This is a genomic window from Sphingomonas sp. S2-65 (assembly GCF_021513175.1).
GTDB lineage: Bacteria > Pseudomonadota > Alphaproteobacteria > Sphingomonadales > Sphingomonadaceae > Sphingomonas.
In genome coordinates this window covers 2,042,501-2,064,136 of record NZ_CP090953.1, presented here as the reverse complement: position 1 = coordinate 2,064,136, position 21,636 = coordinate 2,042,501, and the positions used below count along the sequence as shown (strand labels likewise).

At 66.1% G+C, this 21,636-nt stretch carries 14 protein-coding genes (1 of these 14 running past the window's edge); 6 read left to right on the top strand and 8 right to left on the bottom strand.

Annotated features, from left to right (window positions below; all coding sequences use genetic code 11):
• The first annotated feature begins 125 nt into the window (after positions 1 to 125).
• Entirely contained in the window at positions 126 to 2,327 is a 2,202-nt protein-coding gene (locus LZ586_RS09715) for a family 1 glycosylhydrolase (RefSeq protein ID WP_235076098.1), read from the top strand.
• A gap of 166 nt (positions 2,328 to 2,493) precedes the next feature.
• On the opposite strand, the gene LZ586_RS09710 is transcribed toward LZ586_RS09715, so the two are convergent.
• The 7 genes from LZ586_RS09710 to LZ586_RS09680 all read right to left on the bottom strand — a co-directional run bounded on the left by LZ586_RS09710 (position 2,494) and on the right by LZ586_RS09680 (position 9,142).
• Positions 2,494 to 3,801 (bottom strand): family 1 glycosylhydrolase, encoded by a 1,308-nt coding sequence (locus LZ586_RS09710; protein WP_235076097.1) that lies wholly within the window; start codon positions 3,799 to 3,801, stop codon positions 2,494 to 2,496.
• A 657-nt stretch (positions 3,802 to 4,458) separates the two neighbouring features.
• A complete protein-coding gene (locus LZ586_RS09705; protein WP_235076096.1) occupies positions 4,459 to 6,681 on the bottom strand; it encodes a xanthine dehydrogenase family protein molybdopterin-binding subunit in 2,223 nt (740 codons plus the stop codon).
• Positions 6,678 to 7,664: an FAD binding domain-containing protein gene (locus tag LZ586_RS09700; protein ID WP_235076095.1), complete on the bottom strand. Its 987-nt coding sequence runs from the start codon at positions 7,662 to 7,664 to the stop codon at positions 6,678 to 6,680. The genes LZ586_RS09705 and LZ586_RS09700 overlap by 4 nt, the downstream gene beginning before the upstream one ends.
• A complete protein-coding gene (locus LZ586_RS09695) occupies positions 7,661 to 8,158 on the bottom strand; it encodes a 2Fe-2S iron-sulfur cluster-binding protein (RefSeq protein ID WP_235076094.1) in 498 nt (165 codons plus the stop codon). Before LZ586_RS09695 ends, LZ586_RS09700 begins: the two co-directional genes overlap by 4 nt.
• Positions 8,159 to 8,232: 74 nt before the next feature.
• Complete coding sequence (locus LZ586_RS09690) at positions 8,233 to 8,490, bottom strand: DUF5985 family protein (RefSeq protein WP_235076093.1); 258 nt, start codon at positions 8,488 to 8,490, stop codon at positions 8,233 to 8,235.
• Entirely contained in the window at positions 8,490 to 8,768 is a 279-nt protein-coding gene (locus LZ586_RS09685) for a DUF5985 family protein (protein ID WP_235076092.1), read from the bottom strand. Before LZ586_RS09685 ends, LZ586_RS09690 begins: the two co-directional genes overlap by 1 nt.
• Positions 8,769 to 8,770: 2 nt before the next feature.
• Positions 8,771 to 9,142: a hypothetical protein gene (locus LZ586_RS09680; protein WP_235076091.1), complete on the bottom strand. Its 372-nt coding sequence runs from the start codon at positions 9,140 to 9,142 to the stop codon at positions 8,771 to 8,773.
• A 273-nt stretch (positions 9,143 to 9,415) separates the two neighbouring features.
• Between LZ586_RS09680 and LZ586_RS09675 the strand changes: the two genes are divergently transcribed.
• The 5 genes from LZ586_RS09675 to LZ586_RS09655 all read left to right on the top strand — a co-directional run bounded on the left by LZ586_RS09675 (position 9,416) and on the right by LZ586_RS09655 (position 19,813).
• Positions 9,416 to 14,716: a HAMP domain-containing protein gene (locus LZ586_RS09675; RefSeq protein WP_235076090.1), complete on the top strand. Its 5,301-nt coding sequence runs from the start codon at positions 9,416 to 9,418 to the stop codon at positions 14,714 to 14,716.
• 7 nt (positions 14,717 to 14,723) lie between these two features.
• A complete protein-coding gene (locus tag LZ586_RS09670; protein ID WP_235076089.1) occupies positions 14,724 to 16,808 on the top strand; it encodes a response regulator in 2,085 nt (694 codons plus the stop codon).
• Positions 16,809 to 16,844: 36 nt separating this feature from the next.
• Complete coding sequence (locus LZ586_RS09665; protein ID WP_235076088.1) at positions 16,845 to 17,960, top strand: Gfo/Idh/MocA family protein; 1,116 nt, start codon at positions 16,845 to 16,847, stop codon at positions 17,958 to 17,960.
• A 157-nt stretch (positions 17,961 to 18,117) separates the two neighbouring features.
• Positions 18,118 to 19,266, top strand: a complete 1,149-nt coding sequence (locus tag LZ586_RS09660) for a zinc-dependent alcohol dehydrogenase (RefSeq protein WP_235076087.1) — start codon at positions 18,118 to 18,120, stop codon at positions 19,264 to 19,266.
• Positions 19,267 to 19,279: 13 nt separating this feature from the next.
• Positions 19,280 to 19,813 carry a hypothetical protein gene (locus tag LZ586_RS09655; RefSeq protein ID WP_235076086.1) on the top strand — a complete coding sequence of 178 codons (534 nt, stop codon included), beginning with the start codon at positions 19,280 to 19,282 and terminating at the stop codon, positions 19,811 to 19,813.
• Positions 19,814 to 19,860: 47 nt separating this feature from the next.
• Here LZ586_RS09655 and LZ586_RS09650 read toward each other — a convergent pair whose 3' ends face one another.
• On the bottom strand, positions 19,861 to 21,636 hold the 3' portion of the coding sequence (locus tag LZ586_RS09650) for a M61 family metallopeptidase (RefSeq protein ID WP_235076085.1). 96 nt of this gene lie beyond the right edge of the window; the window shows 1,776 of its 1,872 coding nt (coding positions 97-1,872); its start codon lies off the right edge, out of view; its stop codon occupies positions 19,861 to 19,863.

The following is a 21,636-nucleotide window of genomic DNA, read 5'->3' as shown; positions in this document are numbered from 1 at the left end:
GTTGATGTAGGTTTATTTAGGGCGAAGTTCTTCGCGGGACTCGATCGCAAGTGCAACGATTCGCACGGCGCACCGTTGTCGGTCGTGGAACCGCAGTGCAGCCTGGCACCAAGGGGAGCGAGCGCGTGGATCATCTAGAACTCTGGGGCGGTCCGGAGTGCACCGTGAACCGCATCGGCGACCACTTCCAAGACCAGTCGGTGCTCAGCGGCCACCATGACCGCGAGGACGATCTCGACCGCATGGCCGATCTCGGCCTCGCCGCGGTCCGCTATCCGGTGCTGTGGGAGCGGATCTCGCCCGACGATCCCGACCAGCACGACTGGCGCTGGAGCGACCGCCGCCTCGCCCGCCTGCGCACCCTCGGCATCCGCCCGATCGCCGGCTTGTGCCACCATGGCAGCGGCCCGCGCTACACCGACATGCTCTCGGACAGCTTCGCCCCGGGCCTCGCCAGGCACGCCCGCGCCGTCGCCGAGCGCTATCCCTGGATCACCGAATGGACCCCGGTCAACGAACCGGTGACCACCGCCCGCTTCTCCGCGCTCTACGGCCATTGGTATCCGCACACTCAGAACGAGCGGTCCTTCTGGCACGTGCTGCTCAACCAGATCGACGCGGTGCGCCTGTCGATGCAGGCGATCCGCGCGGTGATCCCCCACGCCCAGCTGATCCAGACCGACGATCTCGGCCGCACCTTTTCCACCACCGCGGTGCGCCAGCAGGCCGCCTATGACAATGCCCGCCGCTGGATGAGCTGGGACCTGCTGTGCGGCCGCGTCACCCCCGCGCACGATTTGTGGAAGCGGCTGTGCGGGCTGGGGTTTGAGGATCGGCTGCGCGCCATCGCCGACACGCCGTGCCCGCCCGACGTCATCGGCGTGAACCATTACCTCACCAGCGACCGCTTCCTCGATCACCGCGTCCAGCGCTATCCCGCGCACACCCGCGGCGGCAATGGCCGCCAGCAATTCGCCGATACCGAGGCGATCCGCGTCCTCACGCCCCCGCCGCCCGGCTTCATCGGCGTGCTGCGCGAGACCTGGGAGCGCTACAACATCCCGATCGCCATCACCGAAGCGCATAATGGCTGTACCCGCGAGGAGCAGATGCGCTGGATGGCGGACGCCTGGGACGCGGCGCACCGCCTGCGCGCCGAGGGTGTCGATCTGCGCGCTGTGACCAGCTGGGCGCTGTTCGGCAGCTGCGGCTGGAACACCTTGCTCACGCGCCCCGGCGTCTACGAACCCGGCGTGTGGGACGTCAGCGCCGGCAGCCTGCGCGAAACCGCGATGGTCCCGCTGCTCAAGGGGCTGGGCTCCGACGCGCCGAAGCATCCGGTGATGGCCGGCCAGGGCTGGTGGCGCCGCAACATCCGCATCGAACATCCGATAACCCGCCGCCCGGCGCCGATGCGCGAGCATCTGCTGTCCCCCAAATGGACCGACCTCGGCAACTCGCCGCCGGTGCTGATCGCCGGCGCCACCGGCACGCTCGGCCAGGCGTTCGCCCGCTATGCCGCGCACCGCGACATCGTCCACGTCCTCACCAGCCGCACCGAGCTCGACCTGGCCGACCCGGCGAGCATCGATGCCGCGCTCGACCGCACCAAGCCCTGGGCGGTGATCAACGCCGCCGGCTGGGTCCGCGTCGACGACGCCGAGGACGATCCCGCCGCCTGCATGGCCGCCAATGCCGACGGCGCCGTTCGCCTGGCCGAAGCCTGTGCCCGGCGCGGCATCCCCACGGTCGGCTTCTCCAGCGACCTGGTGTTCGACGGCGCCGCCGGCCGCGCTTATGTCGAAGCCGACGCGCCCGCGCCGCTGGGCGTCTATGGCCGCAGCAAGGCGCAGGCCGAGGCCCGCATCGCCGCGCTGCCCGGCAAACATTTGATGGTCCGCACCGCCGCGTTCTTCTCGCCGCACGATCCGCACAACTTCCCGGTGCATGTCGTCGAGACCCTCGGCCGCGGCCAGCGCTTCGCCGCAGCGTCGGATTCGATCGTCACCCCCACTTATGTACCGCATCTCTGCAACGCGGTGCTCGACCTGCTGATCGACGGCGCCGACGGCATCTGGCACCTCGCCAACGACCAAGCGCTCAGCTGGGCCGAGTTCGCGGTGCGCGTCGCCGAAGCGACCGGCCTCGATCCCAGCCTGGTCGACGCGGTCCCGGGCGAAGCGCTGGGCTGGAAGGCCAAGCGCCCGGCCAACGCCGCGCTGGCAAGCGAACGCGGCATGGTCATGCCGTCCTTCACCCGCGCACTCGACCAATTCGCGCAAACCCGAGCGAGCCGGCACGTAACCGAACACCGCAACGCCGCCTGAACAATCCTCCCCGGCACGGGGAGGGGGACCATGCGCAGCATGGTGGAGGGGGCTCTCCACCAGCGATTCAACCCTTCGTCATCCCGGCCTCGAGCCGGGATCCCGCTTCTTCTGCCAACCCAAGGCAGCGGGACGGCTCAAGGCCAGGCCGACATGGAAGAACCGCTCACCGCCCCGAATTGTCCCCCACTTCGGTCGGCGGCCGCTTCAACATCGCCACCGCCCGCGCTTCCTGCTCCAGCGCATCCTCGCGCCCGGCATGCGACGGCGGCACCACCGGCACCACCAGGCACACGCTCTGCGCCGGCAGCACGTCGCGCCAGTCCTGGATCAGCTGCTTGAACGCCTTGCCCACCGGACGGATCTTGCGGTCCAGGTCGAACAGCCCCAGCGGATTCACCGTCCCGTTCTGCTCGCGCAGCGCGGTGTCCCAGTCCACCTGGTCGGTCAGCGAATACCAGGTGAAGCCCACCGTCGGGATGCCGACATTGCGCAGCCGCAGGACATTGGCCCATTCCTTCCACAGCCAGTTCACCGCCTCGTCGCCATTCGGGCCCTGGTGCAGATTGGTTTCGGTATGCATCACCGGCAGGCCGTAGCGGCCATAATATTGCCGGGTGATCTCGGAATATCCGAACACCTCGCCGGACGCCTTGGTCGATCCATCGGCGTGCACGCGGTGCTCGTTGGTCCAGTAATAATCGGTGCCCAGGATGCAGTGCTGCTTGAGCTTGCGGCCCAGGAAGAAGTGATATTCCTCCCGCGTCATCCCGCAGTCCATCAGATACTCGTACATCTCGCTATCGACCCGCCGGCCATAGTTCAGGTCCAGGCTCAGGAAGCGCTTGGCGTTCATCACTTCGGCCGGGCCGATCGCCGCGGGGCTGTCCGCATGGAAATATTCCGAACTCTCGCTCTGGATGAAGATCGCGTCGGGCCGACGCTTCAGGATCGCTTCCATCGCCAGCACATTGGCCTTCACGATGTGCTTGAGCGCCGTGACGAAATGGCAGTCGCCCGTCAGCTGCTCGTTCCACCAGCCATATTGCGCCGAAAAGGTCGCGCAGATGAACATCTCGTTGACCGGGGTGTAGAGCTGGACCCAGTGATAGCGCGCGGCGAACGCGGCGGCATAGCGCGCGAACAGTTCCGGAAAGTCCGGGTTCTGGAAATTGCCGATCCAGTCCGGCACGCCGAAATGGCAAAGGTCGACGATCGGAGTGATGTCGCGCGCGCGCAGGTCGTTCAGCGCGCGGTCGGCAAACTCCCAGTCATAGCGCTCGGGCCCCAGGAACGTGCGGTGCAGCGGCGGCCCGAAGCGGAGATACTGGATCCCCATCTCCTCGACCAGGTCGAAATCCTCGCGCCACCGGTCATAATGGTGGCACAGTTCCATCTGGTCGATGCGGGTGCGGCCCTGGTTGACCGTCGGGATGCTGTTCTCGATGCCGGTGGCGAACATGAAATTGGCCATCGGAACTCCCAGCATCACCTACGTCTCAAGGGCCAACGCGGCGAACGCCGGCAAGGTTGCCGAAAGGGAGTGGCCCCATACGCATCGTCACCCCGGCCTCGAGCCGGGGTCCCGCTACTGTCACCGCCAGAAGAAGCGAGATCCCAGCTCAAGGCCGGGATGACGTAAAAAATCCTCCCCGGCACGGGGAGGGGGACCAGCGAAGCTGGTGGAGGGGGGGCTCCACGGGCGAACCGCGTGCGGCGAATACCCCTCCACCACCAGCTAGCGCTGGCGGTCCCCCTCCCCCTCCGGGGGAGAATCGAGAACCGCGTCCTCCAGGAGCCCTGCTAGGCCCTCAACCCAACCAGTTCCCGGCGAAGGCCCGTCCTTTCCTTTGTCACCCCGGCCTTGAGCCGGGGTCCCGCTACCTTCGACCCGCCAGAAGAAGCGGGATCCCGGCTCAAGGCCGGGAGGACGGGAGCTTCAACAACTAACCGAAGATCCTCCCCCGGAGGGGGAGGGGGACCGCGCCCGCAGGGCGTGGTGGAGGGGTATCCCGCTCTCGACAGCGCGACACCCCTCCGTCACGCTTGCGCGTGCCACCTCCCCCTCCGGGGGAGGACTAATAAAGCTTGCGGTCCCTCCCGCGCTAGGGAGCGTAGAACACCCCACCCCTCAAACCACCGGCAACCCCGCCAACAGCTTGTCCAAAGTCACCGGATAATCCCGCACCCGCACGCCGGTCGCGTTGTAGATCGCGTTCACCACCGCCGCGCCCGCACCCGAAATCCCCAGCTCGCCGATCCCCTTGGCCTGGAGCGGGTTCGCATGCACGTCGCGCTCGGGCAGGAAGGTGACGTCGATCGGCGGCACATCGGCATGCGCGGGGACATGATATTCGGCGAGATCGCGGTTGACGACCTTGCCGTTGCGCCAGTCGTGCACCGCTTCCTCGGTCAGCGCCGCGCCGATCCCGAACACGATCCCGCCGATGCATTGCGATCGCGCGGTCTTTTCGTTGAGGATGCGTCCGGCGGCGAAGGTCGAGACCCAGCGCTTCACCCGCGTCTCGCCGGTGTGGACGTTGACGTGCACTTCGCAGAAATGCGCGCCGTACGATGCCTGGGTGACGTCCTCGTCCATCTTGCCCGGCTCGACCGCACCGATCGTCTCCATCCCCGCCGCGATGTCGCCCAGCGGCGTGGCGCGATTGTCGGCGATGACCTGCCCGTCCTTGAACGTCACGCCGTCGGGCGCGACGCCCAGCTTCTCCGCGATGCGTTCGCGCAGCGACTGGCACGCGACATAGACCGACGTGCCGCTGCTCCCCGCGCCCCAGGATCCCCCCGACCCCGCACCGGGCGGATACCGGTTGTCCCCCAGCTTCACTTCGACCTGGTCAAGCGGCTGCCCTAGCAGCTCGCCGGCGATCTGCGCCAGGATGGTATAGGTGCCGGTGCCGATATCGGTCATGTCGGTCTCGACCACCACGCGCCCATCGGCTTCGATCGCCACCCGCGCCTGGGACGGCTGCAGCTTGTTCGAGCGTGCCGACGCCGCCATGCCGTGCCCGACCAGCCACTCGCCCTGACGCAGCCCGCCCGGCGTGCGGTTGCGCTGTTCCCAGCCGAACTTCGCCGCGGCATCGTCATAGCATTCCACCAGCCGCCGCGAAGAGAAAGGCTGATCCTTTTGCGGGTCGGCCGCGGGCTCGTTGAGTTTCCGCAGCGCCACCGGATCCATGTCCAGCGCCTCAGCCAGCTCGTCCATCGCGCATTCCAGCGCCAGCATCCCCGCGGCCTCGCCCGGCGCGCGCATCGATCCCGACAGCAGCCGGTTCATCGGCACATTGTCGTGGGTGATCCGCCGCGCGTCGCCGGCATACAGGAACTGAGTGGCGATGCCGGCGGGCTCGAAGAAATCCTCTTCGGGCAGATTGCTGCCGATCGTCTCGTGGCCGATCGCGAGCAGCTTGCCCTCCGCCGTCGCCCCCAGCCGGATACGCTGGCGGGTATTCGACCGGCGCACCGTGGCGTCGAACACCTGCTGGCGGCTCATCACTGTCTTCACCGGCCGTCCGACGACCTTGGCCGCCAGCGCCGACGCCACCGATTCCGGGGCGATGCCCAGCTTCGACCCGAAGCCGCCGCCGACATAGCGCGCGATGATCCGCACCTTTTCGGGCGCCAGCGACAGCGCATCGGCGAGCTGCTGCCGGTCGGATGCCGGCATCTGGTACGCGCCGTAAAGCGTCAGATTGCCCTCCGCGTCCCAGCTCGCGATCGAGGCGTGCATCTCCATCGCCGCGCTGTTCTGGCTCGGCGTCGTCCAGACATGGTCGACGCTCACCGCCGCGCCTGCCATCGCCGCGTCGATGTCGCCCTTGCAGCTATGCGCTTCCATCACGCCGTCGGGCGGCGTCACCGCCGCGTCCAGGCGGCCGTCGAAATCGAACAGCCCGGGTTCCTCGATCCATTCGACCTGCACCGCGTGCGCGGCGTCGCGCGCCTGCTCGAACGTCTCGGCGACGACGATGGCGATCGGCTCGCCATGATATTGCACTTCGCGCACGCCCTGCACCGGCGTGGACTTCTGCCCGCCCTGCTGCGAATTGCGGATGAAATGGTCGAAGTCCCAGAAGATGTCGATCACGCCCGGCATCGCCCGGGCAGCGGCGGCATCGATCCGAGTCACGCGGCCGCGCCCGAACTTCGCGCCGATCAGGAAGCCGTGCGCGACATTGTCGACCTGGTATTCCGCGGCATAGGTCGCGCGCCCCGCGACCTTGAGCGGGCCGTCGACGCGGTCCAGCGGCCGGCCGATCACTGCCTGTGCGTCCAGGTCGAGCAGGCTGTGCTCGACCGGCGTGTCCATCGTCAGGCTGACGGTATCGGTCATGCGTGCATCTCCACCGCCTGGTGCAGCACCGCGGCGAGCGTGCGCCGCGCCAGCGGGATCTTGAAGTCGTTATGGCCGTGGCCACGCGCGCCTTGCAGCAGCGCGTCGGCGGCGGCGTCGAAAGTGGCGGGGGAGGGCGCCTGCCCGACCAGCGCCGCCTCCACCTGCGCGTCGCGCCACGGCAGGTGCGCCAGCCCGCCGAACGCCAGCGACGCCGATGCGATGCGCCCGTCCGCCACGTCGATCACCGCCGCGACCGACACCAGCGCGAAGGCGTAGGACGCCCGGTCGCGCACCTTGCGGTAGATCTGCACACCGGGCGGGGGCGGGGGCAGCTGGATCGCGGTGATCAGTTCGCCTTGCTCCAGCACATTCTCGATATGCGGGGTGTCGCCCGGCAGCCGGTAGAAGTCGCCGATCGGGATCGCGCGCTCCGAACCGTCGGCGCGCAGCGTGTGGATCGTCGCGTCCAGGGCGCGCATTGCGACGGCCATGTCGGACGGATGCGTCGCGATACAGTGTTCCGACGTGCCCAGAACCGCCAGAATGCGATTGAATCCTTGCCGCGCGGAACAGCCCGTGCCGGGCGCGCGCTTGTTGCAACCCATTGAATTGTCGTAGAAATAATAGCAGCGGGTGCGCTGGAGCAGGTTGCCGCCGGTCGACGCCTTGTTGCGCAGCTGCCCCGACGCTCCGGCCAGCAATGCCTTGGCCAGGACGGAATAACGCTCTCGAATCAAGGGGTTGGCCGCCAGGTCCGAATTGGGCACCAACGCGCCGATCCGCACGCCACCGTCAACCAGAGGCTCCACTTGATCCAGCGGCAACCGGCTGATGTCCACCAGCTTCTCCGGCGTCATCACCTGCAGCTTCATCAGGTCGAGCAGGTTGGTGCCCCCCGCAATGAACCGCGCGCCTTGGGCCGCGGCACTGGCGACGGCATCCTGGGCGGACTCCGCGCGGCTATACTCGAACGTCTTCATGCCTGCGCCACTTCGCGGATCGCGTCGACGATGTTGGGATAGGCCGAACACCGGCAAATATTCCCGCTCATCCGCTCGCGGATCTCGGCATCGTCCAGTTGGGGAGCGCTGGCCACGTCCTCGCTGACGTTGCTCGCCCAGCCGCGCCGCGCTTCGTCGAGCATGCCCACCGCCGAACAGATCTGCCCCGGCGTGCAATAGCCGCACTGATATCCGTCATGCTTGACGAACGCCGCCTGTAGCGGATGCAGCGCCTCGGGCGTGCCCAGCCCCTCGATCGTGGTGATCTCGTCGCCCTCGTGCATCACCGCCAGCGTCAGGCAGCTGTTGATCCGCCGCCCGTCGACCAGCACCGTGCACGCGCCGCACTGGCCATGGTCGCAGCCCTTCTTGCTGCCGGTCAGCCCCAGGTGCTCGCGCAGCAGGTCGAGCAGCGACGTGCGCACGTCCAGCTCCTCGATCGCGTAGGTTTCACCATTGATCGAAAATTGCATGATCGCCCTTTCCCAGGATGACCACGCAAACGTTCCGCGAACTCGGCGTATCCGTGCAACCGACTCGCGATAAGCTAGTAGCGCCGGTTCTTCCGCAGGATACCGCCCAGGATCAGCAGGAACGCGGCCAGCCGCACCAGATACACCCAGGCGCGATGTTCGTCCGGGATCGATCCCAGCGCCAGGATCAGCTGGCTGATGCCCAGCAGCAGGAATGCCGCCGCGAAATACAGGAACAGCGTGTCGCGCGTGTCGCGCCAGAAGCGCAGGAAGAACAGCGCGGCGACGGCAAATCCCGCCGTCACCATCCCCGCAAGGATGTCGACCAGCATTACGCGTCGTCCTCCAGGTCCCAGATGAAGCCGAACAACAGCACCGACACCGCCGACAGCGACAGCAGCAGGCGCACGATCCGGAAGTCGATCCATGCGATCAGCAGCATGTCGATGATCACGAACAGGTTGTTGACCGCCAGCAGTGCGAAGCACGCCGTGCTCCACAACAACAGCCGCGCGCCGCTGCGCCGATAGCTCCGGCCGAGCAGCACCGCGCACAACAGGCTGGTGGCGAAGCAGAGCAGATAAACCACCGCAGGGAAGATTGCCGCCATGCTCAATCTCTCCGCAGCTTGAACGCGTCGGCGAACTGGCTCACCGAGGAGGCGCCAGCGGAAACGATCATGCGGCGCACCGCGTCGGGCCGCTGCGCATATAGTTCGGCCGCAGCACCGGCGAGCTGGTCGACTTGCTCGCCGACGGGCTGATAGCGGATCGCATCGGGCGCGTCGCGAACCAGCAGCCCGGCCGCGATCAGCGCCTCGGCGCTTTGCGACACCACCAGATCGCTACTGCGCATCGCGACCACCAACTCGGCGCAGCGCCAGGCTCGCTCGGGATGCTCCCTCAGAAAGCAGAGCAGTTCCAGCGACCATACCGAACGGAAGGTCGAGCGGATGAAACTGGAAACTTCTTGCTTGGCCGGCATGCCTCGGGACGTCTCCCACCACGATCTCCCCCGTTCGTCAGCGTCCTAACGCCTTGATCCCCGGCTGCAACCTCCTGCGGACGCAGGCGCCGTTCTCTTCCCCTGAATTCAAGCCCCTGCTATATCGCGCCCCGGCCAAGGGGCCCCGATACCGCCTTCGATCGAACCAAGGCGCCAGGAGAGTGACTTGTGAACGTCGAACCGTCCCGCGATGCCCTTGACCGCCGGCAACTCGTTTCTGCACTTCGCAGCTTGCGCCGCGGCGACTTCTCGGTGCGTTTGCCCGAAGACCTGCCGGGGGTGGACGGCGAGATCGCAGCCCTCTTCAACGAGGTCGTTACGCTCGAAGGCGACATGACCGACGAGTTCGACCGGCTGTCGCGTGTGGTCGGCAAGGAAGGCAAGATCACCCAGCGCGGCCACGTCCGCGGCGCTACCGGTGGCTGGGAAACCAAGCTGCGCGCGGTGAACGAGCTGATCGACGACATGGTCCAGCCGACCGCCGAAGTCAGCCGCGTGATCGGCGCGGTGGCCAAGGGCGACCTGTCCCAGTCGATGACGGTCGAGATCGACGGGCGTCCGCTGCGCGGCGAATTCCTGCGCATCGGCAAGGTGGTGAACACCATGGTCGAGCAGCTGGCTTCCTTCGCGTCGGAAGTGACGCGCGTGGCGCGCGAAGTGGGCACCGAAGGCAAGCTCGGCGGCCAGGCGACCGTGAAGGGCGTCGCCGGCACCTGGAAGGATCTGACCGACAACGTCAACGCGATGGCGACCAACCTTACCGGCCAGGTCCGCAACATCGCCGAAGTGACCACCGCCGTTGCCTCGGGCGACTTGTCGAAGAAGATCACCGTCGAAGTAAAGGGCGAGATTCTCGAGCTCAAGAACACCATCAACGTCATGGTCGACCAGCTCAATTCCTTCGCGTCGGAAGTGACGCGTGTGGCCCGCGAAGTGGGCACCGAAGGCAAATTGGGCGGCCAGGCGCGCGTGGAAGGTGTCGCCGGTACCTGGAAGGATCTGACCGACAACGTCAACCTGATGGCCGACAACCTCACCGGCCAGGTCCGCAACATTGCCGAAGTGACGACCGCCGTGGCATCGGGCGATCTGTCGAAGAAGATCACCGTCGACGTGAAGGGCGAAATCCTGGAGCTGAAGAACACGATCAACGTGATGGTCGATCAGCTCAACGGCTTCGCCTCGGAAGTGACGCGTGTGGCCCGCGAAGTGGGTACCGAGGGCAAGCTCGGCGGCCAGGCGCAGGTGCCCGGTGTCGCCGGCACCTGGAAGGATCTCACCGACAACGTCAACCTGATGGCCGACAATCTCACCGGTCAGGTCCGTAACATCGCCGAAGTGACGACCGCCGTCGCCTCGGGCGACTTGTCCAAGAAGATCACGGTGGACGTGAAGGGCGAGATCCTGGAGCTGAAGAACACCATCAACGTGATGGTCGACCAGCTGAACGGCTTCGCCTCGGAAGTGACCCGCGTGGCCCGCGAAGTCGGCACCGAAGGCAAGCTCGGCGGCCAGGCGCAGGTGCCCGGGGTTGCGGGCACGTGGAAGGATCTGACCGACAACGTCAACCTGATGGCCGCGAACCTCACTGGCCAGGTCCGCAACATCGCCGACGTGACGACCGCGGTGGCCAAGGGCGACTTGTCCAAGAAGATCACCGTGGAAGTGCGCGGCGAGATCCTGGAGCTGAAGAACACCATCAACGTCATGGTCGACCAGTTGAACGGCTTCGCCTCGGAAGTGACCCGCGTGGCCCGCGAAGTGGGCTCCGAGGGTAAGCTCGGCGGCCAGGCGCAGGTCGAGGGTGTCGCCGGCACCTGGAAGGATCTGACCGACAACGTCAACCTGATGGCCGGCAACCTCACCGGCCAGGTCCGCAACATCGCCGAAGTGACCACCGCGGTGGCGCGCGGCGACTTGTCCAAGAAGATCACAGTGGACGTGAAGGGCGAGATCCTAGAGCTGAAGAACACCATCAACACGATGGTCGATCAGCTCAACGGCTTCGCTTCGGAAGTGACGCGCGTGGCCCGCGAAGTCGGTTCGGACGGCAAGCTCGGCGGTCAGGCGCAAGTGCCCGGCGTCGGCGGCACCTGGAAGGATCTCACCGACAATGTGAACGCGATGGCCGCGAACCTCACCGGCCAGGTCCGCAACATCGCCGAAGTGACCACCGCCGTGGCCAAGGGCGATCTTTCCAAGAAGATCACCGTCGACGTGAAGGGCGAGATCCTCGAGCTGAAGAACACCATTAACACCATGGTGGACCAGCTCAACGGCTTTGCCTCCGAAGTGACCCGCGTGGCCCGCGAAGTGGGTACCGAGGGCAAGCTCGGGGGCCAGGCCCAGGTGCGCGGCGTCGCCGGCACCTGGGCCGATCTCACCGACAATGTGAATTTGATGGCGGCGAACCTCACCGGTCAGGTCCGCAACATCGCCGAAGTGACGACTGCCGTGGCGAAGGGGGATCTCTCCAAGAAGATCACCGTCGACGTGAAGGGCGAAATCCTGGAGCTGAAGAACACCATCAACACGATGGTGGATCAGCTCAACGGCTTCGCCTCGGAAGTGACCCGCGTGGCCCGCGAAGTGGGTACCGAGGGCAAGCTCGGCGGCCAGGCGCAGGTGCCCGGCGTCGGCGGCACGTGGAAGGATCTGACCGACAACGTCAATCTGATGGCCACCAACCTGACCAACCAGGTGCGCGGCATCGCCGACGTGGTGACCGCGGTGGCGCAGGGTAACCTCAAGCGCAAGCTGACCGTGGACGCGAAGGGCGAGATCGCCGCACTGGCCGAGACGATCAACTTCATGATCGACACGCTCTCGACCTTTGGTGACCAGGTGACCAACATGGCCCGCGAAGTGGGTATCGAGGGCCGGCTGGGTGGCCAGGCGCGGGTGCCGGGCGCCGCCGGCCTGTGGCGCGATCTCACCGATAACGTCAATCAGCTTGCGGCGAATCTCACCAATCAGGTTCGCTCGATTGCCGACGTGGCGACTGCGGTGACCAAGGGTGATCTCACCCGCTCGATCGCGGTGGAAGCCTCGGGCGAGATGGCCGCGCTGAAAGACAACATCAACGAGATGATCCGCAACCTCAAGGATCAGACCTTGAAGAATGCGGAACAGGACTGGCTCAAGACCAACCTCGCCCGCTTCTCACGCATGCTCCAGGGCGAGCGCGATCTGTCGACCGTCTCCAACCTCATCATGTCCGAACTCGCGCCGCTGGTGAACGCGCAATACGGCGTGTTCTACGTCACCGCCCGCGACGGCGACGAAACCACGCTCCAGCTCGCCGCCAGCTACGGCGCCGAGAGCAGGGACCAGCTCAAGACCAGGTTCGCGCTACGCGAAGGCCTGGTCGGCCAAGCGGCCGCCGACAAGCGCCCGATCCTGCTCGAGAACGTACCCGGCGACTTCCTCCGCATCGGCTCGGGCCTCGGCCATTCCGCGCCAGCCAACGTCACCATCCTGCCGGCCTTGTTCGAGGACGAAGTGAAGGCGGTGATCGAGCTCGCCTCGTTCAACGACTTCAACGAAACCCATCAGAGTTTCCTCGATCAGCTGATGGAATCGGTCGGCATCGTGCTCAACACGATCGCTGCGACGATGCGCACCGAGGGGCTGCTCAAGCAGTCGCAGCTGCTTACCCAGGAGCTCCAGGCGCGCCAGACCGAGCTCACCACCAAGCAGGAAGAGCTCCATAACACCAATGAGGAGCTGCAGGAAAAGGCGCAGCTGCTCGAAAACGAGAAGCGCCAGGTCGAGGCCAAGAATCTCGAAATCGAAATGGCCCGCCGTGCGCTGGAGGAAAAGGCCGAGCAGCTCGCGCTCACCTCCAAGTACAAGTCGGAGTTCCTGGCCAATATGAGCCACGAGCTGCGCACCCCGCTCAATTCGCTGCTGATCCTGTCGAAGCTGCTTTCGGACAATCCGCAGGGCAATCTCAACGAGAAGCAGGTCGAGTTCGCCCGCACCATCAATGGCGCCGGCTCCGATCTGCTCAACCTCATCAACGACATTCTCGATCTGTCGAAGATCGAGTCCGGCACCGTGTCGATCGAACTCGGCGAGATGCCGATGGCCAGCCTCAAGCAGCACATGGAGCGGACCTTCCGCCAGTTGGCGGCCGACAAGAATCTCGACTTCAACGTCCAGTTCGACGCGAACCTGCCTGGAACGGTGCGCACCGACGAGAAGCGGCTCCAGCAGGTCGTCCTCAACCTGCTGTCCAACGCCTTCAAGTTCACTGCCCAGGGATCGGTCACCCTCCAGGTCCGCAGCGTCGCCAGCGGCTGGAGCACCAACCATCCGGTGTTGCGCAACGCCGATCAGGCGATCGCCATCGCAGTCACCGACACCGGCATCGGCATCCCGGAAAACAAGCAGAAGCTTATCTTCGAGGCGTTCCAGCAGGCCGATGGCACCACCAGCCGCAAATATGGCGGCACCGGGCTGGGCCTGTCGATCAGCCGTGAGATCGCGCGCCTGCTCGGCGGCGAGCTCCAGGTCCGCTCCAACCCCGGAGAGGGCTCGACCTTCACCTTGTTCGTGCCGCTCCAGGCGGTGGCCCCCGTCGGCAACGGCCTGCCCGGCACGACCGCGCGCTACGACAATAGCGGCGCGATGGTCCCCACCGCGCTTCCCAGCGGGTTCGAACTCTCCGACGATCGCGACAATCTTCAGGGCGATCCCTTCGTGCTGATCGTCGAGGATGATCCCACCTTCGCCTCGATCCTCCTCGACATCGCGCGCGCAGCCGGGCTGAAAGGCATCGTCTCCACCGCCGGCGCCGGCACGCTGGCGATGGTGCGCAAGCTCCAGCCCGATGCGATCACCCTGGATCTCGGGCTGTCCGATATCGACGGCTTCGTCCTGCTCGACTTGCTCAAGCACGACCCTCAGACCCGGCACGTGCCGGTCCATGTCATCTCGGGCGCGGACAAGGTGACCAAGGCGCTCGACCTCGGCGCTTTCGGAGTGGTCGAGAAGCCGGCCGATCAGGACGCGCTCGCCGCGGTGTTCGGAGCGCTTGCCGACCATGTCCGCACCACGCCCAAGCTCGTGCAGCTGGTGCCCGAGCAGGCGGAGGCACTGCACTCGGTCGCCCATTCGGTGCCCGAGCTCGCCGGCGCCAAGATCCTGATCGTCGACGACGACATCCGGAACATCTATTCGCTCACCAGCGTGCTGGAGAGTTACGGCGTCGAGGTCTCCCATGCCGAGCGCGGCCGCGACGGCATCCTGATCCTCGAACAGACGCCGGGGATCGACATCGCCCTGATCGACATCATGATGCCGGAAATGGACGGGTATGAGACGATGCAGCAGATCCGGCAGCGCCCGGGGCTGGCCGATCTCCCGCTCGTGGCGGTCACCGCCAAGGCGATGAAGGGCGACCGTCAGAAGTGCCTGGATGCGGGCGCTTCGGACTATATCGCCAAGCCGGTCGACATCGATCTTATGCTGGCGCTGCTGCGGGTATGGATTGCCCGTTCGCGCGAAGCGGCGCAGACGGTCGACATGATCGTGGCCGAGCCGAACTGAAGTGACGATGCGTACAACGCTTCCGCCCGCGCCGCACGCGGCCGCCGCGCCGCTGGCGATGCCACCGCCCCAGGCGGCGCTGCCGCCGGCACGCGTGCTGCTGGTCGATGATGACGAACGCAACCTGCTCGCCATCTCGACGGTGCTCGAGGAAGTCGCCGAAGTGGTGGTGGCGAATTCGGGCGAGGAGGCGCTGCGCCAGCTGCTCAAGGGCGAGTTCGCCGTCATCCTGCTCGACGTCTATATGCCCGGCATGGACGGCTACGAGACGGCCCAGATCATCCGCTCGCGCGAACAGACCAAGCGCGTGCCGATCGTCTTCCTCTCGGCGGTGAACAAGGAAGACCAGCACCTGATCCGCGGCTATGCGATGGGCGCGGTCGATTATGTCTTCAAGCCGGTCGACCCCACGATCCTGCGCTCGAAGGTCGCGGTGTTCGTCGACTTGTTCACCATGACCAAGGAGATCCAGCGCAAGGCCCGGCACGAGCAGGCGCTGCTCGACGCCAATCTGCGCGCTAACGCCGAGCGGCTTCGCGCCGAGCAGGAATTGCGCCGCGCCCGGCAGCAGCAGGAAGCGATCATCGAATCGCTGCCGATCATCTTGTATCTCGAAGACGTGCATGCCTCGCCGCGCATGCCCAAGTTCGTGAGCGGCAATTTCTCGGCGGTTACCGGTTTCGACTTTGGCGATCTGGGCCGAACGCCCGCGATGTGGGTCGACCGCCTGCATCCCGACGACCGCGCGCGCGTGATCGATGCCATGGCCGGCCGGCCGTTCGGCCGTTCGCTGTCGGTCGAATATCGCTGGCAGTGCGCAGATGGGCACTACAAATACTTCCTGGATCAGGCCGTGCTGCTGCGCGACGGCTCGGGCAATCCAGTGGAATATGCCGGCACCCTGCTCGACGTCACCGAGCGCAAGGAGCTGGAGATCCAGCTGACTCAGGCGCGCAAGATGGACGCGATTGGCCAACTGACCGGCGGCATCGCGCATGATTTCAACAATCTGCTCGCCGCCGTGCTCGGCGGCCTGGGCATGATCGAGCGGCGCGTGGCGCTGAGCGAGGACCAGCGCAAGATCGTCGGCATGACGCGGCACGCCGCGGAACAGGGCGCCGGGCTGGTGCGGCACCTCCTGGCCTTTGCCCGCCGTCAGAAACTCGCGCCCGCGGTGATCGGGATCGACAACCTGTCGGCATCGGTCACCGATCTGCTCGCCCACACTCTGGGGGGCCTGGTCGAGTTGCGCTGGGCGCTGGAACCCGATGTGTCGCCGGTCTTCGCGGACTCCGCGCAGCTCGAACTCGCGCTGATGAACCTCGTCATCAACGCCCGCGATGCCATGCCCGACGGCGGCACCATCACCGTCTCGGCCCGCAATGCCGAGATCCATTCGCCCGCCCAGGCCGGCCTCGACCTCGCGCCGGGGCGCTATGTCGTGTTGTCGGTGCAGGACACCGGCTGCGGCATCGAACAGCATATGCTCGACCAGGTGCTCGAACCCTTCTTCACCACCAAGGCGGTGGGCAAGGGCACCGGGCTCGGGCTCAGCATGGTCTATGGCTTCGCCCAGCAATCGGGCGGGGCGGTCCGCGTCGACAGCGAAGTCGGACGGGGTACCTGCGTCGAGATATGGCTTCCTGAAGGTGCGGCGAACCAGGCGAACGATGCCACGCCGATGCTGGCCGAGTTCATCGGGGCGCCGCCGCGCTCGCTTACCATCCTGCTGGTCGATGATCACGATGCGGTGCGCACGACCACCGCTGCCCTGCTCGAGGATCTCGGACACCGCGTCACGCACACCGCCGATGCGGGCTCGGCGGTGGAGCTCGCGCGGCGCGATCCGCATGCGTTCGACCTGCTGATCACCGATTATGCGATGCCGCGCACTTCGGGCACCGAGCTGGTCCGCCAGCTCCGCGCCGTCTGCCCGGCGATCCCCGCGCTGATCATCACCGGCTATGCCGATACCGACAATCTGCCCGCCAGCGATTCGGTCGCCATTCTCGAAAAGCCATTCAGCCCGGAACAGCTGGAAGCCGCGCTGCACGGTACCATGCCCGTGCTGCGGCAGGAGCAAGTCGCCTAGCCGCTAATTCCACGCACAGGATCAAGGGAGCGCCCGATGGACTCGAACGCCTTTAGCCGCCGCGAAATGGTTCGCCTCATGGGCCTCGGCTCCCTCGCCACCGCCGTCCTGCCCTCGGCCGCCTGCGCCGCGGACCAGCCCCGCCGCAAGCTCGGCTATGCGATCGTGGGCCTGGGCAGCTACGCCACGCGCCAGATCATGCCTCGAATCAAGGATTGCGAGTTCGCCCGGCTCGCCGCGCTGGTCAGCGGCACGCCCGAGAAGCTGGAGCGCTATGGCAGCGAATACGGCATCCCGAAGACCCACCGCTACAGCTATGCGGACTATGACCGCATCCGCGACAATCCCGACATCGATCTGGTCTATGTGATCCTGCCCAACTCGATGCATGCGGAATATTCGATCCGCGCCAGCCGGGCCGGCAAGCATGTGCTCTGCGAAAAGCCGATGGCGGTTTCCGCCGCCGAGTGCGAGGCGATGATCGCGGCCGCGCGCAAGGCCGACCGCAAGCTGATGATCGGCTATCGCTCGCGGTTCGAGGCGCATAACCGTCACGCCATCGAACTGGTCCGGACCGGCTTCGTCGGAAAACCGACGCTGATCACCGCCGAGCATGGCTTCAACGCCCAGCCCAACCAATGGCGGCTCGACAAGCCGATGTCGGGCGGCGGCTCGATGATGGACATCGGCATCTACAGCCTCAACGCGGCGCGCTACCTCGCGGGCGAGGAGCCGGTCGAAGTCAGCGCGATGGAATATACCGACCGAAGCGATCCGCGCTTCCGCACGGTGGAGGACCGCATCGACTGGCAGATGCGCTTCCCCTCCGGGCTGATCGCGAACTGTGTCTCGCGCTACACCTCGAACCACAACGCCTATCGGGTGACCGGGGACAAGGGCTGGGTGGGGATGGAGCCAGCCACTTCCTATGAGGGCCATCAGATGTGGGTGCGCGCGAACGGCAAGACCGAACCCCGCACCGTGCCGGCTTTGCCCAAGAACCAGTTCGTCGGGCAGCTCGATCACCTTGCCGAGTGCGCGATGAACGGTCGCGAGCCGATCGTTTCGGGAGAGGAGGGCCTGCGTGATCTGCGGCTGATCGAGGCGATCTATCGCTCGGCTCGCGAGCACAGCGCCGTCAAGCTGGCGTAGCGGCCTCCTGATTCGGTCTCTGCGGATAGCTCCGCCTCTAGCGGCCGCTCTCCACTGGAAGCTTTCCGCCTAACCCATATCAAAGCCGGCATCTTTCGGGCCAAGCCATTGGAACTACGGCGGATCAGCTGGGTTCGGCGTGTACGGAGGAGCCCGCATGCTGGCAATGGATTACCGTGGACCGTATCGCGTCCGCCTTTCTGAAAAACCGATGCCCCGGATATTGCACCCAGAGGATGCCATCGTCCGAGTCACGCGCTCGTGCATCTGCGGGTCAGATCTGCATCTGTATCACGGCATGGTTCCCGACACGCGCGTCGGCATGACCTTTGGCCATGAGTTTTGCGGGATCGTCGAACAGGTCGGGCCGGAGGTTCAGAACCTCAAGGTCGGCGACCATGTCCTCGTCCCGTTCAACATCGCCTGCGGCAAATGCCATTTCTGCAAGCAGGGGCTGTTCGGCAATTGCCACGAGTCCAACGCGCAGGCGACGGCGGTCGGCGGCATATACGGCTATTCGCACACCGCCGGCGGCTATGACGGCGGCCAGGCCGAATATGTCCGCGTGCCCTATGCCGATGTCGGCCCGACGGTCATCCCCGACTGGATGGACCCCGATGATGCGGTGCTGCTCACCGACGTGGTACCGACCGGCTATCAGGCCGCGGAGATGGGCGGCATCCAGAAGGGCGACACGGTCGTAGTGTTCGGCGCCGGTCCCGTCGGCCTGATGGCCGCACGCGCCGCCTGGCTGTTCGGTGCCGGACGCGTGATCGTGTTCGATCACATCGATTATCGCCTCGAGTTCGCGCGCACCTTCGGCCCGGCCGAAGTCTACAACTTCAAGGAAGTCGACGATGTCGTGGTCTTCCTCAAAAAGACCACCGATGGCCTTGGCGCCGACGTGGTGATCGACGCCGTCGGCGGCGATGCGAAGGGCAATTTCCTGCAGACCCTGTTAGGCGTCAAGCTCAAGCTCGAAGCCGGCAATGCGATCGCGCTGCATTGGGCGATCAACGGCGTGAAGAAGGGCGGGATCGTCTCGATCGTCGGGGTATACGGTCCCACCGGCAACATCGTCCCGATCGGCAATGTCGTGAACAAGGGGCTGACGATCCGCGCCAACCAGGCGTCGGTCAAGCGGCTGCTGCCCAGGCTTATCGAGCATGTCCGCCTCGGGCACATCAATCCCAAGGCGATGATCACGCACAAGGTGCCGCTCGCCGACGTGGCGGACGCCTATCACATCTTCGCCGCCAAGCTGGACGGCTGCATCAAGCCGGTGCTGGTGCCCAATGGCGGTTGAGCAGGAGCGGACCATGAACCTTCCCGTCAAGACCGAGAGTCCTCGGCTCGTGGATACCTCGACCATAACGGGATGGGCGGTCGACGCCGATCCCGACAACGATCCGACCTATCCCATTCGCGACCAGACCGCCGACCATGGGCTTTCGAAGGCGTGGAACCGGCCGGTGGTGCAGCAGCCCGATGTCGAGATCCTACAGTCGATCGAGCATATCCGGCAGCCCGCCGTGGTCGGCACGTCGACGCCGCCTGCGGGCGTCAGCGGGGCGATCCGCCGGATCGCCTTCCGCTGGAGCGAGTCCAACTGGATCCACTGGCTGCTGCTGATGGGCGCCGACCGGATCAACGTGGTCGAAGGCGTGGTGGAAGACCTCGCCCACGCCCGCGTGCCCAACATCCCCGCGGAAATGGGCATCCGCTCGGAGCTTCAGTTCAACAAGCGCGGTTTCGCGAAAAAAGCCGCCGTGGTCACCGCGCTTTCGGCGGTCGCCATCGCGCTGGTCGTGCGCCGCCGCGGCGATCGTGACGCGCCGGTCGATCCTGCCTGATCGGCCTGCCTCACCGGTCTGCGTGATTGCGGCGCCTGGGCTTCGGCTCAGGCGCCGCGATTGCGTTTGGGCTCAAGGATAACGTCAAGCCGCCGCGATCCCTCGGCCCTAGGCTCCAGATGCGGGTACCGATGCCCGCCCGGGCATTCGATCACGACCTCGCGCTCGCGCTTGCCGGTTCTGGTCCGCAAGTGGAGCTCCGTGCCCTCGCCCGCATCGGTAACCGCGCGTCGGAGCACCTCGGGCGAATAGTCGCGGCCGTTCACGCCCAACAGCGTCGCCCCGTTGGTCAGCCCCGCCTGAAACGCGGGACCCTCCCACAGCACGTCCTGCAGCTTCCCGTCATCGCCGGCGGTAAGCCCCAGCGAGAAGGTCAGGTTGACGATCCCGGACACCGCTTCGACATTCGCCCAATAGGCACTCGGCTCGGGGCGGTAGACCAGCTGATAGCCGCCGCGCTCCAGCCCGGCGAGCGGGGCGCTTTCCTGCTTGCCTTCCAGCTTGCCGAGGAAAAACCCCTTCCAGTCGAACGGGGCGAGGTCCTGCAACGCCGCCACGACATCGTCGAAGCTATAGGTGTTGGTCGACCAGTCGCCTTCCTTGTCGCTGCCGAAGAACGCACGCGCGAAGTCGTCCAGCGAGTGGCGCTCCTTCGACAATTCCCGCAGCCGGGTATCGACGTCCAGCCACACCAGCGATCCCTCGCCGTAATAATCCTCGCTGCGCTGCCAGCTCGCCCAGGGCAGGGCGCCGCGCGCGGTGATGATCGGATCGCGCGTGGTGTCGCTCATTGGCCGCCAGCGGCTGCCGGCGCGCACGTCCTGGGTGGCGGCGGTAAGTGCCAGCGTGCCCAGCGACTGGTCGCGCGTCCACAGCCCCGACCGCGCGCAGAGCACCCGATCCCAATATTGGGTCTGCCCCTCATACACCCACATCAGGCTGTTGCGGATCGGCCGGTCGAAGCTGGGCGTCCACGAATCGGCGCCGCGGCGATGCTTGCCGTTCCAGCTATGGATATATTCGTGCGCGATCGTGTCGCGGCGCGAGAAGCGCTCGTCCCACCGCGTGAAGTATTCCGGGATCGTCGCTGCCTCGCACGATCGATGATGCTCGACGCCGATGCTGCCGATCTCGTCGCTCAGCGCGAACAGGATCTCGTACCGGTCGAAGGGCCTGGTACCGAACAGCAGGTCGGCCTCTTCGATCAGCGCGCGATGCGGGGCGATCTGCTCCGGCGTTGCCGCGAGTAGCTCGGCACTGTCCGCCGCCATGTTCAGATGAACCTGGTCGCGCGCGTCCAGCGCGACGCGGCGGAAGTGCCTGCCCGCGAGCACCGGCGAGTCAACCAGAACGTCCAGCGGCACCGGCGCGAAGCGGGTCTTCCCATCTTCCGTTCCGGCGACTTGCAGTGCGCCGGCCAGCTGCCATCCCTCAAGAAGGGTCACACTGGCTTCCACTTCGATCCCGCGCGCATAATAGCCGGCAGGATACAGGATCACCGTGTTCCATTGGAGCATCAGCAGATCGGGGCCGACCACCACTCGCCCTTGCGCGGCGTCGGTCGGGGACAGAAACTGGAAATGCAGGTCGAGCGCCGCCACACCCTCGGGAACATCGACGGCAAAGGCATGGACGTTCACCGGGTGCCGCTTCCAGCGTAGGTCCTGCCCGTTCGCCTCGATCTTCAGCCCGGCGAACAGCTCGATCGGTGCCTGTGGAGCGTGATAGCCGGGCAGCCATTCGGGAAAGAGCAGCGTCATCGGCCCGGGGGCGGCCACCGGAATGGTCTCGTGCACCCTGAAGATGCGCCGGTCGACGTCGCG